Below are 14,444 nucleotides of genomic sequence, written 5' to 3'. Positions count from 1 at the left end.
ATCAATGTAACGAAAGAATCACGAACCCTACCCACTTACAGGCAGCGGGTTCACCATGTAACCATCATTCCGGACGTTCACGAGGAGGTACGGCCGTGGCAGGCGCACCCAGTACAGGGGCCGACCAGGCACGTAACGACGCCGTCGAGGCGGCGCTCGGCAAGCTCGACCTGGACGCCAAGACACGGCTGCTCGCCGGGCAGGACCAGTGGTCCCTGCCGGCGCTTCCGCAGATCGGGCTCGCCTCACTGGTCATGTCCGACGGCCCCGTCGGGGTACGCGGCGTCCGCTGGACGGCCGACGACCCGTCCCTCGCGCTCCCCTCGCCGACCGCGCTCGCCGCGGCCTGGGACCCCGGTCTCGCCCGCAGGGCCGGCCGGCTGCTCGCCCAGGAGGCCCGCCGCAAGGGCGTGCACGTCCTGCTCGCACCGACCGTCAACCTGCACCGCTCGCCGCTCGGCGGCCGGCACTTCGAGGCGTACAGCGAGGACCCGTACCTCACCGGCGAGATCGGCACCGGCTACGTCCAGGGCGTACAGGACGGCGGAGTCGGCACGACCGTCAAGCACTTCGTCGCCAACGACGCGGAGACGGACCGCTTCACGGTCAACAACGTCGTCACCCCCCGGCCGCTGCGCGAGCTGTATCTCGCGCCGTTCGAGGCGATCGTCGCGAACGCCCACCCCTGGGGCATCATGGCCGCGTACAACACGGTCAACGGCGCGAGCATGACCGAGCACCGCTACCTCCAGCGTGAAGTCCTGCGCGGCGAATGGGGGTTCGACGGCTACATCGTCTCCGACTGGCTGGCGGCGCGCTCCACCACCGGCGCCCTCCTCGGCGGCCTCGACGTCGCCATGCCGGGCCCCAAGACGGTGTACGGCCCCGCGCTCGCCGCCGCCGTCAGGGCCGGTGAGGTCGAGGAGTCGGCCGTCGACGACGCCGTACGCAACGTACTGCGGCTCGCCGCCCGCGTGGGCGTCCTCGACGGCGCACCCGCCGTCGTGACCGAGCCGCCCGCCAACATCGACGGCGACGCGCTCACCCGCGAGATCGCCCGCCGCTCGTTCGTGCTCGTACGCAACGACGTACGGGGCGAGCGCCCCGCGCTGCCGCTCGACCCGGCAGCCGGCACGATCGCGCTGAGCGGCGCCGCCGCACGCGACGCCCGTATCCTCGGCGGCGGTTCGGCGACGGTCTTCCCCGACCATGTCGTCTCCCCGCTCGACGGACTCACGGCAGCGCTGCCCGAAGGCGCCCTGACCTACACCGTCGGCGCCGACCCCAGCACCGAACTCGCCGTCGCCGAGAAGGGGTTCGCGCTGAAAGCCGTCTGCACGGCCGCCGACGGGCGGGTGCTGGCCAGTGACCCGCTGCCCAACGGCCGGGTCCAATGGGTCGGCAGCGACCTGCCCGACGGCGTCGACTTCGACGCACTCCACACGGTCGAGATCCGCGGCACCTTCACCCCGCGCGAGAGCGGCGAGCACACCTTCGGCACCCGCGGCGTCGGCGGCCTCACGCTCGCCGTCGGCGGCGAGACCGTCTTCGAGGGGCAGCAGGGGCGGGGCACCGACTCCGACCCGTTCGCCGCCTTCTTCGGCAAGCCCACCGAGCGCGCCCGCGTCGAACTGGAGGCGGGCGTACCCGTCGAGGTCTCGCTGCGCGACGTCGTCCACAAGGCCGACGACATCCCGATGGCCGCCGTCAGCTTCTCGCTGCTCCACCTCGGGCCGCAGTTCGACCCGGACGAGCTGATCGCCGAGGCCGTCGAGGCGGCCCGCGCGGCCGACACGGCGGTCGTCGTGGTCGCCACCACCGACGCCGTCGAGTCCGAGGGCTTCGACCGTAAGGACCTCAAACTCCCGGGCCGCCAGGACGACCTCGTACGGGCCGTCGCCGCCGTCAACGCCAACACCGTCGTGGTCGTCAACACCGGCTCGCCCGTGGAGCTGCCGTGGCGCGACGACGTGGCGGCCGTCCTGCTGAGCTGGTTCCCCGGCCAGGAGGGCGGCGCCGCGCTCGCCGACGTCCTGCTCGGCGCCGAGGAGCCCGGCGGCCGGCTGCCGACCACCTGGCCCGCCGTGCTCGCCGACGCGCCCGTGTCGGACACCACCCCGACGGCCGAGGGCGAACTCCACTACACCGAGGGCGTCTTCATCGGCTACCGGGCCTGGGAGCGGGCCGGTACGACACCCGCGTACCCGTTCGGCCACGGGCTCGGCTACACCGAGTGGAGCTACGAGACGATCGAGGCCACCGCGACCGAGGCGCGGGTGCGGCTGACCAACAGCGGGCAGCGCGCGGGCCGCGAGGTCGTCCAGATCTATCTCGCGCCCGTCACGAGCGCGGACGGGGCGCAGACCGACGGGGCGCCGACGGCTGAGCGGCCCGCCCGCTGGCTGGCCGGGTTCGCCTCGGTCGAGGCGGCCCCGGGGGAGAGCGTCGAGGTGCGGATCCCGCTGCGCCGCAGGGCCTTCGAGATCTGGGACGAGGAGTCCGGTTCCTGGACGTACGTCGCGGGCAGATATGAGATCCAGGCCGCCCGTTCCGTCGCCGACCGCCGGTTGAGCGCCGTGGTGGATACCGAGGGATAGCCGGGGGTAGGGGGAGAAAACGTGTACGGCCCCGAGGCGGAACCTGACACCGCCCCGGGGCCGTACACACATGCGCGGCCCTGGGCGGCGCCGTCCGCGATCCGGGCGCGAGGCGTACCGGGTCCGGCTCAGCGCACCCCGAAGGCGTACGTCGTCGAGGACTCGTAGACCTCACCGGGCCGCAGCACCGTGGCGGGGAACTCCGGGCGGTTGGGCGAGTCGGGGAAATGCTGCGTCTCCAGCGCGACGCCGTCACCCGGCCCGTACGGCTTCCCGTCGAAACTGTCGCCGGTGTAGAGCTGCATCCCCGGCTCCGTCGTCGTCACGGTCAGCAGCCGCCCCGAGACCGGGTCGTACAGCTCGGCCGCCACCGCGTCAGGACCCGCCGTGTCGAGCGCGAAGTTGTGGTCGTACCCCTGGCCCACGGCCCGCGCCTCGCGGAAGTCGAACCGGGTCCCGCCGACCGGCGTCAGCTCGCCCGTGGGGACGGAATCCGGGCCCACCGGCGTGATGTGCCCGGCCGCGACGCGCAGTTGGTGGCCACCGGTGGGGCCGCTGCCGGCGCCGCCGAGGTTCCAGTACGTGTGGTTGGTCAGGCAGACGTGCGTCGGAGCGTCCGTCACCGCCCGGTAGTCGATCCGCAGCGCACCCGAGGCCGTCAGCGTGTACGTCGCCGACACGTCCAGCCGGCCGGGAAAGCCCTCCTCGCCGTCCGGGCTGGTCCGGGACAGCCGCACGCCGTGCTCGACGGCTTCCGCTTCCCACACCCGCCGGTCGAAGCCGTACCCGCCGCCGTGCAGGCAGTTGTCCCCGTCGTTGGCCGGGAGCCGGTACGTCCGGCCGTCCAGGGTGAAGGCCGCGCCGCCGATCCGGTTCGCGTACCGGCCGATCAGCGCGCCGAAGTACGGGCCGCTCGACGCCAGGTAGTCCGCCGGGGCGGGCAGCCCCAGCACCACGTCCGCCCGCGTGCCGTCCCGGTCGGGGACCTGGATCGACTGGATGACACCGCCGTACGTCAGCAGCCTGACCCGGGTGCCGGCCCGCTCCAGCGTCCAGGCGTGGACGGGGGTGGAGTCGGCCGTCGTACCGGCTTCTTCGGCGTGTATGGCAGTCACGGCGAAACCCTACGCCGGGGCTCTGACAGCGGTGACGTTGCGGTACGCGATCTCCGCCAGCTCGCCCTGGCCGTCCTTGCTGGGATGGAACCAGTCCCACTGGCTCAGTTGCTCACCGGTGAACCGGAAGTCGAAGACGGCCCCGCCGTCGTAGCGGCAGCGCAGGTCCTTCGCGCAGACGTCCTTCAGCACGCCGTTGTACGCCACGACCCGGTCGTACACCGTCTCCCTGCGGCGCTGCGCCGCCGCGCCGTCGTCCTGCGAATCGCCGAGCATCGTGGCGCAGATCCCCAGCTTCCAGATCTGCCGGCCCAGCGGATTGGTGCGCCCCGTCGACCACAGCCGCTTCAGGTCGGGCACGCTCGACACGTACACCTGCGCCTTGGGGGCGCCGGCCCGCAGCCGGCGCATCGCGGCCGTGAACGACGTCCGGAAGTCGGCCACGGGTGTCATCAGGTCGACCGAGTCCTGGCAGGCGTCGTTGGCACCGACCATGACCGTCACCAGATCCGGCGCGCGCCGCGCCGCCTGCGCCATCTGATCCGGCAGATCCGCCATCCGGGCGCCGGACCGCGCCTCGTTCCAGCTACGTTTCGCTGCGGTCGGCGCGCCGACGAGCCGGGTGGCGAGACTGTCCACACCGCTGTCGGTGCCGGTCGCCCAGGACACCTCGGGGCAGTCGCTGAGCGGCACGCACGCGTCGAAACCGCGGGTGATCGAATCCCCGACGGCGGCCACCGAGCGCGGGCTGCGGTTCCAGACCGGGACGGGCTTCGGCGCGGGGCTCGCCCGCTTGGACGCGCCGCCGTTCGGCGGTCCCCCGGACGAGTCACAGCCCGCCAGCGCCCCGCCGCCGACGAGCACGGCCGCGGTCACGACCGTCGCGGCGCAGAACCGTACCCGGCCCTTGTGGCGTCCTACCCCCATGAACACGCTCCCCTGAGTCCTGGCGAGTGAAAGCTTCGCGTGAATCGGCCCCCGTACCGACCGTACGACACCCCCGGCCCCCCGCCGCACGGTAGCTTTTGCCACGTCGAACCAGAGGCGCCCGTTCCGCAGGCTCCGGTAAATTACATCACGTCACATGCTGTCCCTTTTGCGGAGTTTAACTCCCGATGATGTTTACTGAGGCCGCTGGGAAAGGCGAACCTCGTCCCACACTGGAGGTCCCGGTGACGACACGTGGAGTTCTGTACGTCCACTCCGCACCACGCGCGATGTGCCCGCACATCGAATGGGCGGTGGCAGGCGTGCTCGGCCTGCGGGTCCAGCTCGACTGGATCCGCCAGCCCGCGTCCCCCGGCACCTGGAGAGCCGAGTTCTCCTGGCAGGGCCGGGCGGGCACCGCGTCCAAACTCGCGTCCGCGCTGCGCGGCTGGCAGATGCTGCGCTTCGAGGTGACGGCCGAGCCGTGCCCCACCGCCGAGGGCGAGCGCTACAGCGCCACGCCCGACCTGGGCATCTTCCACGCCGTCACCGGGATGCACGGCGACATCCTGGTCCCCGAGGACCGGCTGCGCGCCGCCCTCGCCCGCTCACAGCACGGCGAGACGCAGTTGGAGGCGGAGATCGCCAAGCTGCTCGGCAAGCCGTGGGACGACGAGCTGGAGCCCTTCCGGTACGCCGGTGAGGGCGCCCCCGTCCGCTGGCTGCACCAGGTCGTCTGACGGGCCGTCCGCAGCCGCGCCGCCGGCCGCCCTTACGGTAGGGCCCATGGCTGAACACTCGACAGTAGCTGTCCTCGGTACCGGCATCATGGGCACCGCGATCGCCCACAACCTGCTCCGTACCGGCCACACCGTACGGGTCTGGAACCGCACCGCCGCCAAGGCCGAGCCGCTGGCCGCCGAGGGCGCCGAACTCGCCGCGACCCCGGCGGAGGCCGTGACCGGCGCCGACACCGTCATCACCACCCTGTACGACGGCCCCGCGGCCCTGGAGGCCGCCACGGCCGCTGCACCCGGACTGCGCCCCGGCACCGTCTGGCTCCAGGCCACCACCGTCGACCTCGACTCCGTCCCCCTGCTGGCCGACCTGGCCCGCCAGGAGGGCGTCCTGTTCGTCGACTCCCCGGTACTCGGCACGAAGGGCCCCGCCGAGGCCGGAAAACTGACGGTGCTCGCGGCGGGCCCCGAGGAGGCCCGCGCCAAAATCGGCTCCGTGCTCGAAGCGATCGGCCAGCGCACGATCTGGGTCGGCGACGACGGCGCGACGGCCGCGGCCACCCGGCTCAAGCTCGTCTGCAACAACTGGGTCCTGGCCCTCACCCACGGCACGGCCGAAACCCTGGCCCTCGCCAAGGGCCTCGACGTCGACCCGCAGAGCTTCTTCGACGCGGTGGCCGGCGGCGGCATCGACTGCGGCTACCTGCACATCAAGTCCGACGTGATCCTGTCAGGCGACTACGAACCGAGCTTCGCCGTCTCCACAGCCGCCAAGGACGCCCGCCTGATCGTCAAGGCCGCGGAAGCGGCGCACGTACGCCTGGACCTCACCACGGCAGGCGCCGAACGCTTCCGCCGAGCCGAGGAACAGGGCCACGGCGACAAGGACATGGCGGCGTCGTACTTCGCCAGCTTCGACTAGGACCTGTCCGCTTACCCGGCGGAGTGCGGGCCCGTCTTCCCCGTGAACGGGAAGAGCGGATAGCCCTCCACGCACTCGCCCCCCGGTGGCCGGTACGGCCACCCCATCCCGAACCGGTACAGCAGGGTCAGTGCGAGGACAACCGCGAGCGGTGCGAGCCATCTGGCGGCTCGCCCGCCCGGGAGGGGCCACCTCCGCAGTGCGAGTTGGAGCAGAAGCAGCAGCAGAGTCATGCAGAGCCACACGACAGGCAGCATCATCTGCAGCCCGATGTTGTTGCCGGCGTCGTTCCCGAGGGGGCAGCTCGCCCACGACCGAATGGTCCACACGGTGCCGCCGTACACACCGAAGGCGGAGAGAGCGGGAGCCAACAAGTACCACCCGCACCCCGCCGCAGAAGCGCGCGCCCCGTCTTCCACCCTCAATACGTCCATCTCTCACCCTGACCAAAGAATGATCCATTCGGTTCCCACGTGCGCTGCCTCGCTTCAGGTGAGAGTGCTGTTGCGGTCGAGCACGGTGAAATGCCGCAGCCGCACGGTGAGTTGGTGAGCGCGGACCCAGCGCATGCGCGGGTCGCCGAATGCGAAATGCCCGGCGTCTAGGACTACCGGGCCGGCATGTGTGGCTCCGTACGTGGTTCAGGTCCTTGCGATTGGCGTCGATCAGCCACAGCACCCCCTCGGCCGTACGGTCGGCGGGGCCGCCGCAGATCTGGCAGCGTAGGCCGGCCATGGTGATGCCCTACCGAAGACTGTGCACCTTCCCGAACGACTGAACCGGTGGACCGGTCCAGTCAAGGGTGGGCTTTCCACTGCCCGTAACCGTCGAGTGGGCCGCTACATCGGGTAGGTGTCCCTCTGCTCCCAGAGGGTTCCGGGCGTGACGCCTTCCTCGCAGACCAGAGGATGCCCGTCGTGGTCGTACGCGATGTGGAGAGTGACGGCCACCGCGGCAGGCAGGTCGAGGCAGAGGTGGTGTGCTTCTTCGTTCGTTGCGAGCCGGACCGTCGTAACGTCGGTGCCTTCGGCCGGGTAGCGGCCGGTCAGCCGCCTGACATACCTCGTGGTTCCTTCGGCGATAGGCGCGTGCTGCTCCAGGCGCGGAGCCTGGTTGGCGATGTCCGGCGGGAACCAGGCCTCGACATAGCTGTGCGGGGTCCCGTCCGGCAGTTGCATCAGCCGAGAGCGGCGCAGTGCCGCCACACCGTCGGGGACGTTCAGAGCGGTGGCGATGCGGGTGGGTGGAGTGACGCGTTCCGGGTCACCGACCCGGGTGAACGGCATGCCGCCGGTCACCCGCGCATCCCCTGACTTCCGGTTGCCCGCCGGGCGGCCAATGGCCGTCTCGGTCACCATGAATCCGGAACCCTGCCGGGCCTCGACCACGCCGTCGTTGCGTAGAACGTCCATGGCCTTGACCACGGTCGCGCGCGAGACCTGCCACTGCTCCGCGAGATCACGGCCCGACGGGAGCATCGCACCGGGCGGGAACTCGCCGTTCGCCATCCGGACCCGCAGGGATTCCGCGATTTCTTCGTACTTCAGCAGCGCCATGGGGCTCCTCGTGGGGTCATCGTGGGGTCATCGAGTGGACTTCTGGACTGGTCCACCGGTGCAGAGAATACTGTCGGGATGGCGTCCCCCGAACTGGCACCCGAGGTCATCACCTTCTACACCCATACCTTCGACGAAGGGGGCCGGTTGACGTCCTCCGCCGACGGAAGACTGGAGCTGCTGCGCACGCAGGAGTTGCTGCGGCGCTTCCTGCCGGCGGCGCCCGCGCGCGTACTCGACGTCGGTGGCGGAACGGGGGTGCACGCCCGTTGGCTGGTGGCGGACGGCTACGAGGTGCGGCTTGTCGATCCGGTCCTCCGACATGTGGAGCAGGCGCGCTCCATCTGCCCGGCCGAACTCGGTGACGCCCGCAGCCTCGACGCAGAGGATTTGTCGTACGACGTCGTGGCGCTGCTGGGACCGCTCTACCATCTGCCCGAGCGCGGGGACCGCCTGCGGGCACTCGGCGAGGCCGTGCGCGTCACCCGCCCCGGCGGCCTCGTGGTGGCGGCGGCGATCAACCGCTACTCCTCCCTCTTCGAACACACCGCCCTGGCACACCTGCACAGCGAACGCCTGCGGAACTCGATCACCGACATCCTCGCCACCGCCACCTACGACGGTCGGCGCGGCTTCACCGTCTCCTACTTCCACCGGGCGGAAGAGCTCGCGGCAGAAGCGCGTACCGCGGGGCTCCGGGACGTCCAGGTGGTCGGCATCGAAGGCCCCACCTGGTCGCTGCTCAAGGCCGTCGAACAGTCCACGGGCGCCCCGCCGAGCGAGGAACTCTTCCAATCCGCCCTGACCGCCGCCCGCCTTGCCGAGCCGTACCCCGAACTCCTCGCCGCCAGCTCCCACCTACTGGCCATCGGCCGTACACCGGTTTGACGTCACTCCCGGGCCGCCAGGTCCCGGAACGCGCAGGTGCCCCGTCCGGAGACCGGGCGGGGCACCTGGCGTTGCGCTGTCGCGTCGTCAGACCGTGCGGAACGCCACTACCACGTTGTGGCCGCCGAAGCCGAACGAGTTGTTGATCGCGCCGATCGTGCCCGACGGGAGGGGGCGGGGCTTGTCGCGGACGATGTCCGCCTCCACCTCTTCGTCCAGCTCGTCGATGTTGATCGTCGGGGGAGCGGTGCGGTGGTGCAGGGCGAGGACCGTCGCCACCGTTTCGATGCCGCCCGCGCCGCCCAGCAGATGGCCCGTCATGGACTTCGTCGCCGACACGGCCACGTGGTCCAGGTCGTCGCCCAGGACCTGGCGCAGCGCCCTGATCTCCGCGATGTCGCCCTGCGGGGTCGAGGTGGCGTGCGCGTTGAGGTGGACGACCTCGGCCGGCTTGAGGTCGGTCGAAGCCAGCAGGTTCTCCAGCGCCTTCGCGATGCCGCGGCCGGTCGGCTCGGGCTGCGCGATGTGGTGCGCGTCCGACGAGACGCCCTGGCCGAGGATCTCGCAGTAGACCTTCGCGCCGCGCGCCTCGGCGTGCTCGGCCGACTCCAGGATGACGATCCCGGCGCCCTCGCCGATGACGAAGCCGTCGCGGCCCTTGTCGTACGGGCGGGAGGCGACCGTCGGGTTGTCGTTGTTCTTGGACATCGCCATCATGCTGGCGAAGGCGGCGACGGGCAGCGGGTGGATGCACGCCTCCGTGCCGCCCGCGACGACCACGTCGGCCCGGCCGGTACGGATCATCTCGACGGCGTACCCGACGGCCTCGGCGCCCGAGGCGCAGGCGGAGACGGGCGTGTGCGCGCCCGCGCGGGCCCCCACCTCGATGGAGACGTTGGCCGAAGGGCCGTTCGGCATCAGCATCGGCACGGTGTGCGGGGAGACGCGGCGAGCGCCCTTCTCCCGCAGCACGTCGTACTGGTCGAGCAGGGTGATCACACCGCCGATGCCGGAGGCGACGACGGTCCCGAGCCGGTCGGGGTCGACAGCGGCGTCCTCACCGGCCTTGCCCGTGTAGCCGGCGTCCGCCCATGCCTCACGGGCCGCGATCAGCGCGAACTGCGCCGAGCGGTCCAGTCTGCGGGCGAGCGGGCGCGGCAGGACGTCACCGGGGTCGACCGCGGCGAGGGCGGCGAAGCGTACCGGTAGGTCGGCGAACCGCTCGTCCTCGATGGTGCGGGCGCCTGAGCGGCCCGCGAGCAGACCTTCCCAGGTCGATGCGCTGTCGCCACCCAGTGGTGTGGTTGCGCCGATACCGGTGACGACCACGGTGCGATTGGTCGGGCTCACTGGAATTCTTTCTCCACGTGTAGAGGGTGCTGAATTTTTACGGCGCCACCGCCGGGTGGCGTCACGCACGAACCGGATCAGTCCTGGTGCTGGATCAGTCCTGGTGCTTGGCGATGTAATCGGCAGCATCGCCGACCGTCTTGAGGTTCTTGACGTCGTCGTCCGGGATCTTGACGTCGAAGCGCTCTTCGGCGGCGACGACGACCTCGACCATGGACAGCGAGTCGACGTCAAGGTCGTCGGTGAAGGACTTGTCCAACTGGACGTCCTCGACCGGGATACCGGCGATCTCGTTCACGATCTCGGCGAGACCGCTGACGATCTCTTCCTGGGTGGCGGCCATGTGGGCGCTCCTTCGATGTTGGGCGGAGGGAAATGTGTGGCACGTTCCGGAAAGATCCGGTGTGCCTAGGGGAGGGTAACGACCGTCGCGGCGTACACGAGACCCGCCCCGAAGCCGATGACGAGCGCGGTGTCGCCGCTCTTCGCCGCTCCCGTCGCCAGGAGCCGCTCCATCGCGAGCGGAATCGAGGCGGCGGAGGTGTTGCCGGTGGTCTCCACGTCACGCGCGACCGTGACGCTCTCCGGCAGTTTCAGAGTCTTCACCATCGAGTCGATGATCCGCATGTTCGCCTGATGCGGAATGAAAACGTCCAGGTCGGCGGGGCTGACCCCGGCCGCGTCGAGCGCCTGCTGGGCGACCTTCGCCATCTCGAAGACGGCCCAGCGGAAGACCGCCTGGCCCTCCTGGGTGATGGCGGGGAACTTCTCGCCAGGCCCGCCCCACTCGGTCCAGGCCACCGTCTGCTTGATGGTCTCCGACTTGTCGCCCTCGGAGCCCCAGACGGTCGGGCCGATCATCGGCTCCTTCGCCGGGCCCACGACGACGGCGCCCGCGCCGTCACCGAACAGGAACGCCGTGGCCCGGTCGCTCAGATCGGTCAGGTCGGACAGCCGCTCGACGCCGATGACCAGGACGTACTCGGCCGAGCCGTCGACGATCATGCCCTTGGCGAGGGTCAGCCCGTAGCCGAAGCCCGCGCAGCCCGCCGAGATGTCGAAGGCGGCAGGGCGGCCCGCGCCGATCTTGTCGGCGATCTCGGTCGCGATGGCCGGGGTCTGCTTGAAGTGCGAGACGGTCGAGACGATCACGCCGCCGATCTGCTCGGGAGTGATCCCGGCGTCGGCGATGGCCTTGCCCGCCGCCTCCACGGACATGGCGGAGACGGTCTCCTCGGGCGACGCCCAGTGCCGGGTCGCGATGCCGGAGCGGGAGCGGATCCACTCGTCGGACGAGTCGATCGTTTCGAGGATCACCTCGTTGGGCACCACGCGCGTCGGGCGGTAACCGCCGACGCCCATGATGCGCGCGTGCGCGGCGCCCCTGCTGGGCTTGATCTTCGACATACTCTCTGGCTCCTATTCGGCCGTGGAGGAGTGCTCGGCGATCAGCGCGCGGGCCGCGTCGAGGTCGTCGGGGGTCTTCAGCGCGAGCGTCTTGACCCCGGGCATCGCACGCTTGGCGAGGCCGGTCAGCGTACCGCCGGGGCACAGCTCGACAAGGGCTGTGGCACCCCGGTGCGTGAACGTTTCCATGCACAGGTCCCAGCGGACCGGGTTCGCGACCTGCCCCACCAGCCGGGTCAGGATCTCCTGTCCCGTGGCGACGGCCTCGCCGTCCTTGTTCGAGACGTACGGCACGAGGGGGTCGGCCGGGTCCAGCGCGGCCGCCGCCGCCTCCAGCCGCTCCACGGCGGGCGCCATGTGCCGGGTGTGGAACGCCCCGGCGACCTTGAGCGCCACGACACGCCGTACGCCCTCCGGCTTGTCCGCCTCCAGCGCGGCGAGCTGTTCGAGCGTGCCCGCCGCGACGATCTGCCCGCCGCCGTTCACGTTGGCGGGCGTCAGACCGAGCTTCGCCAGATGCGGGAGCGTCGTCTCGGGGTCGCCGCCGAGCAGCGCCGACATACCCGTCTCCGTGACGGCCGCCGCGTCGGCCATGGCCATGCCACGCGTACGGACCAGCCCCATGGCGGCGTCGTCCGGCACCACGCCGGCCAGCGCGACGGCGGCGATCTCACCGACGCTGTGCCCGGCGACGGCGCCGACGGCGGACGTCAGGTCACCTGCGGGGAAGAGCTGACGGGCCGACAGCAGCGCGGCGGCCACCAGCAGCGGCTGGGCCACGGCCGTGTCGCGGATCTCGTCCGCGTCGGCCTTCGTTCCGTAGTGCACCAGGTCGAGGCCGATGGCGGCCGACCAGTCCCGCAGCCGGTCTTCGGTTCCGGGGAGGTCGAGCCAGGGAGTCAGGAAGCCGGGCGTCTGAGCGCCTTGGCCGGGAGCGACGAGTACGAGCACCCTCACACTCTCTCTTGTGGACGGTCATTGGCGCCCCTGGGGACAGGGACCAAGAACCGTGAAGCTAACTGTAAGAGTCCTACAAAAGCTTAGGACTTCGACTCCAAGGCGGCCAGCCTCCCCAGGATCAGGGCGATTCGCAGCGTGAACGCGGAGCGCACATCGGAGGGTGACCATCCGGTGACGTCAGTCACACGTCGTAGCCGGTAGCGGACGGTGTTGGGGTGCACGAAGAGCATCCTGGCCGCGCCTTCGAGGCTGCTCGCCTGCTCCAGATAGACACTCAGAGTCTCCAGGAGCGCGGAGCCCGCTTCCTCCAGCGGTCTGTAGATCTCCTCCACCAGTTGGACACGAGCGGCCGGGTCCGACGCGATGGCGCGCTCCGGCAGAAGATCGTCGGCGAGCACCGGGCGCGGCGCGTCCTGCCAGGCGGCGCACGCCTTCAGACCGGCGGCGGCGGCCTGCGCCGACTTCGTGGCGGCCAGCAGATCGGGTACGACGGGTCCCGCGACGACGGGCCCCGCCGCGTACGGGCCGATCAGCGCCTTCGCGACCTGCAGCGGATTGTCGCTGCCGCCGGCGATCACCACGAGCCGGTCCCCGAGCACCCCGGTCAGCACCTGGAGCTTGGCGTGCCGGGCGGCCCGCCTGATCGCCTCGACGGTCAGCTCGCTGTCCCCGTCGGGCGCCGTGCCGAGCAGCACGCAGACATGCTCGGGGGAGTTCCAGCCGAGCGCAGCCGCCCGCGAGACCGCGCCCTCGTCGGCCTCGCCCGACAGCACTGCGTTCACGACCAGGGACTCCAGCCGCGCGTCCCACGCCCCGCGCGCCTCGGCGGCCTGCGCGTAGACCTGCGCCGTCGCGAAGGCGATCTCCCGGGCGTAGACCAGCAGCGCCTCGCGCAGCACGGACTCGTCGCCCGGCGCCGCGACTTCCTCGATGGCGGTCTCCATGACCTGGATCGTGGTCCGCACCATCTCCACGGTCTGCCGCAGCGTGATGGCCCGGGTCAGCTCGCGCGGCGCCGTGCCGAAGACGTCGGTGGAGATCGCCTGCGGAGCCTCCGGATGCCGGAACCACTCGGTGAAGGCGGCGATACCGGCCTGGGCCACGAGACCGATCCACGACCGGTTCTCCGGCGGCATCGCCCGGTACCACGGCAGCGTCTGGTCCATGAGCGCGATGGCGTTCGCGGCCAGCCGGCCGGAGGACTGCTCCAGGCGGCGCAGCGTCGCGGAGTGCTCGTGGGCTTCGTTCGCGGGTTCAGGCACGGGGACAAGACTGCCTTATCAGGGCGAGTACCTGGCCGGGCGGGGCTACGGTAGTCCGGTGATTACCGTGCGGTACGCAGAGGACCGTTATCTCGGAGGCGACGCGGACCGGGGCATCGAGACCCTGCACGCCTTCTCCTTCGGACGTTTCTACGAGCCGGACAATCTCCGCTTCGGCGCCGTGCTCGCCTGCAACGAGGAATGGCTGGCGCCGGGCGCCGGGTTCGACGAACACCCGCACAGCCACACCGAGATCGTCACCTGGGTCGTCGAAGGGGAGCTGACCCACCAGGACTCGGCGGGCAACGCCACCGTCGTACGTCCTGGCGACGTCCAGCGGCTCAGCTCGGGCGGCGGGGTACGGCACGTCGAACGCAACGACGGCACGGGCCAGTTGGTGTTCGTCCAGATGTGGCTCGCCCCGCTGGAGCCGGGCGGTGCGCCGGCGTACGAGATCGTGCGCGGCATCGCCGACTCCACGCCGTACGCGCTCCCGCAGGCCGGTGCGATGCTCCACGTACGCCGGTTGCAGGAGGGCGAGCGGGCGGCCCTGCCGGACGCCGCGTACGTCTACGTCCACGTGGTGCGCGGGGGGCTGTGGCTGGGCGAAGAGGAGCTGGAATCGGGCGACTCGGCGCGGATCACGGACGCGCGGGGCATCGAGATGACGGCGGCCGAACCCGCCGAGGTACTGGTCTGGGAGATGTCGGGCTGAGATGTCGG

Annotated in this window: 14 protein-coding genes; 5 read left to right on the top strand and 9 right to left on the bottom strand. The window is 71.0% G+C overall.

Annotated elements, in window-relative coordinates; all coding sequences use genetic code 11:
- Positions 1 to 95: 95 nt before the first annotated feature.
- On the top strand, positions 96 to 2,597 hold the full coding sequence (locus ACZ63I_RS14005) for a glycoside hydrolase family 3 protein (RefSeq protein ID WP_469338503.1): 2,502 nt from the start codon (positions 96 to 98) through the stop codon (positions 2,595 to 2,597).
- 128 nt (positions 2,598 to 2,725) lie between these two features.
- Here the strand turns inward: ACZ63I_RS14005 and ACZ63I_RS14000 are convergent, their stop codons facing one another.
- Positions 2,726 to 3,712: an aldose epimerase family protein gene (locus ACZ63I_RS14000; RefSeq protein ID WP_469338502.1), complete on the bottom strand. Its 987-nt coding sequence runs from the start codon at positions 3,710 to 3,712 to the stop codon at positions 2,726 to 2,728.
- Positions 3,713 to 3,721: 9 nt separating this feature from the next.
- Entirely contained in the window at positions 3,722 to 4,639 is a 918-nt protein-coding gene (locus ACZ63I_RS13995) for an SGNH/GDSL hydrolase family protein (RefSeq protein ID WP_469338500.1), read from the bottom strand.
- A gap of 245 nt (positions 4,640 to 4,884) precedes the next feature.
- Between ACZ63I_RS13995 and ACZ63I_RS13990 the strand changes: the two genes are divergently transcribed.
- Together ACZ63I_RS13990 and ACZ63I_RS13985 are read left to right on the top strand one after the other, a co-directional pair.
- Positions 4,885 to 5,379, top strand: coding sequence for a DUF3145 domain-containing protein (locus tag ACZ63I_RS13990; protein ID WP_469338498.1), 495 nt, complete (start codon positions 4,885 to 4,887; stop codon positions 5,377 to 5,379).
- A 46-nt stretch (positions 5,380 to 5,425) separates the two neighbouring features.
- A complete protein-coding gene (locus tag ACZ63I_RS13985; RefSeq protein WP_469338497.1) occupies positions 5,426 to 6,298 on the top strand; it encodes an NAD(P)-dependent oxidoreductase in 873 nt (290 codons plus the stop codon).
- 11 nt (positions 6,299 to 6,309) lie between these two features.
- Here the strand turns inward: ACZ63I_RS13985 and ACZ63I_RS13980 are convergent, their stop codons facing one another.
- Together ACZ63I_RS13980 and ACZ63I_RS13975 are read right to left on the bottom strand one after the other, a co-directional pair.
- Positions 6,310 to 6,669, bottom strand: a complete 360-nt coding sequence (locus ACZ63I_RS13980; RefSeq protein ID WP_469338496.1) for a hypothetical protein — start codon at positions 6,667 to 6,669, stop codon at positions 6,310 to 6,312.
- A gap of 468 nt (positions 6,670 to 7,137) precedes the next feature.
- Complete coding sequence (locus ACZ63I_RS13975) at positions 7,138 to 7,854, bottom strand: GntR family transcriptional regulator (protein ID WP_469338494.1); 717 nt, start codon at positions 7,852 to 7,854, stop codon at positions 7,138 to 7,140.
- A gap of 78 nt (positions 7,855 to 7,932) precedes the next feature.
- Here ACZ63I_RS13975 and ACZ63I_RS13970 point away from each other — a divergent pair, with 78 nt between their 5' ends.
- Complete coding sequence (locus ACZ63I_RS13970) at positions 7,933 to 8,742, top strand: class I SAM-dependent methyltransferase (RefSeq protein ID WP_469338492.1); 810 nt, start codon at positions 7,933 to 7,935, stop codon at positions 8,740 to 8,742.
- Positions 8,743 to 8,829: 87 nt separating this feature from the next.
- Here ACZ63I_RS13970 and fabF read toward each other — a convergent pair whose 3' ends face one another.
- The 5 genes from fabF to ACZ63I_RS13945 all read right to left on the bottom strand — a co-directional run bounded on the left by fabF (position 8,830) and on the right by ACZ63I_RS13945 (position 13,721).
- Complete coding sequence (gene fabF, locus ACZ63I_RS13965; RefSeq protein ID WP_469338490.1) at positions 8,830 to 10,092, bottom strand: beta-ketoacyl-ACP synthase II; 1,263 nt, start codon at positions 10,090 to 10,092, stop codon at positions 8,830 to 8,832.
- Between the two features lie 94 nt (positions 10,093 to 10,186).
- Positions 10,187 to 10,435, bottom strand: coding sequence for an acyl carrier protein (locus tag ACZ63I_RS13960; protein ID WP_041990116.1), 249 nt, complete (start codon positions 10,433 to 10,435; stop codon positions 10,187 to 10,189).
- 65 nt (positions 10,436 to 10,500) lie between these two features.
- Positions 10,501 to 11,499 (bottom strand): beta-ketoacyl-ACP synthase 3, encoded by a 999-nt coding sequence (locus ACZ63I_RS13955; RefSeq protein WP_469338487.1) that lies wholly within the window; start codon positions 11,497 to 11,499, stop codon positions 10,501 to 10,503.
- A 12-nt stretch (positions 11,500 to 11,511) separates the two neighbouring features.
- Positions 11,512 to 12,450 (bottom strand): ACP S-malonyltransferase, encoded by a 939-nt coding sequence (locus tag ACZ63I_RS13950; RefSeq protein ID WP_469339219.1) that lies wholly within the window; start codon positions 12,448 to 12,450, stop codon positions 11,512 to 11,514.
- A gap of 89 nt (positions 12,451 to 12,539) precedes the next feature.
- Positions 12,540 to 13,721, bottom strand: coding sequence for a PucR family transcriptional regulator (locus ACZ63I_RS13945; RefSeq protein ID WP_041990122.1), 1,182 nt, complete (start codon positions 13,719 to 13,721; stop codon positions 12,540 to 12,542).
- Positions 13,722 to 13,779: 58 nt separating this feature from the next.
- On the opposite strand from ACZ63I_RS13945, the gene ACZ63I_RS13940 reads away from it, so the two are divergent.
- On the top strand, positions 13,780 to 14,436 hold the full coding sequence (locus tag ACZ63I_RS13940) for a pirin family protein (protein ID WP_469338485.1): 657 nt from the start codon (positions 13,780 to 13,782) through the stop codon (positions 14,434 to 14,436).
- The last annotated feature ends 8 nt before the right edge of the window (positions 14,437 to 14,444 follow it).

The sequence above is a fragment of the Streptomyces sp. NPDC087906 genome (assembly GCF_055584925.1).
This window is presented reverse-complemented; position numbering and strand designations above follow the sequence as displayed.

Coding starts and splice junctions, on each gene's coding strand:
- ACZ63I_RS13995 (WP_469338500.1), bottom strand. CDS start 4,639: ATGGGGGTAGGACGCCACAAGGGCCGGGTACGGTTCTGCGCCGCGACG.
- ACZ63I_RS13985 (WP_469338497.1), top strand. CDS start 5,426: ATGGCTGAACACTCGACAGTAGCTGTCCTCGGTACCGGCATCATGGGC.
- ACZ63I_RS13975 (WP_469338494.1), bottom strand. CDS start 7,854: ATGGCGCTGCTGAAGTACGAAGAAATCGCGGAATCCCTGCGGGTCCGG.
- ACZ63I_RS13970 (WP_469338492.1), top strand. CDS start 7,933: ATGGCGTCCCCCGAACTGGCACCCGAGGTCATCACCTTCTACACCCAT.
- ACZ63I_RS13960 (WP_041990116.1), bottom strand. CDS start 10,435: ATGGCCGCCACCCAGGAAGAGATCGTCAGCGGTCTCGCCGAGATCGTG.
- ACZ63I_RS13955 (WP_469338487.1), bottom strand. CDS start 11,499: ATGTCGAAGATCAAGCCCAGCAGGGGCGCCGCGCACGCGCGCATCATG.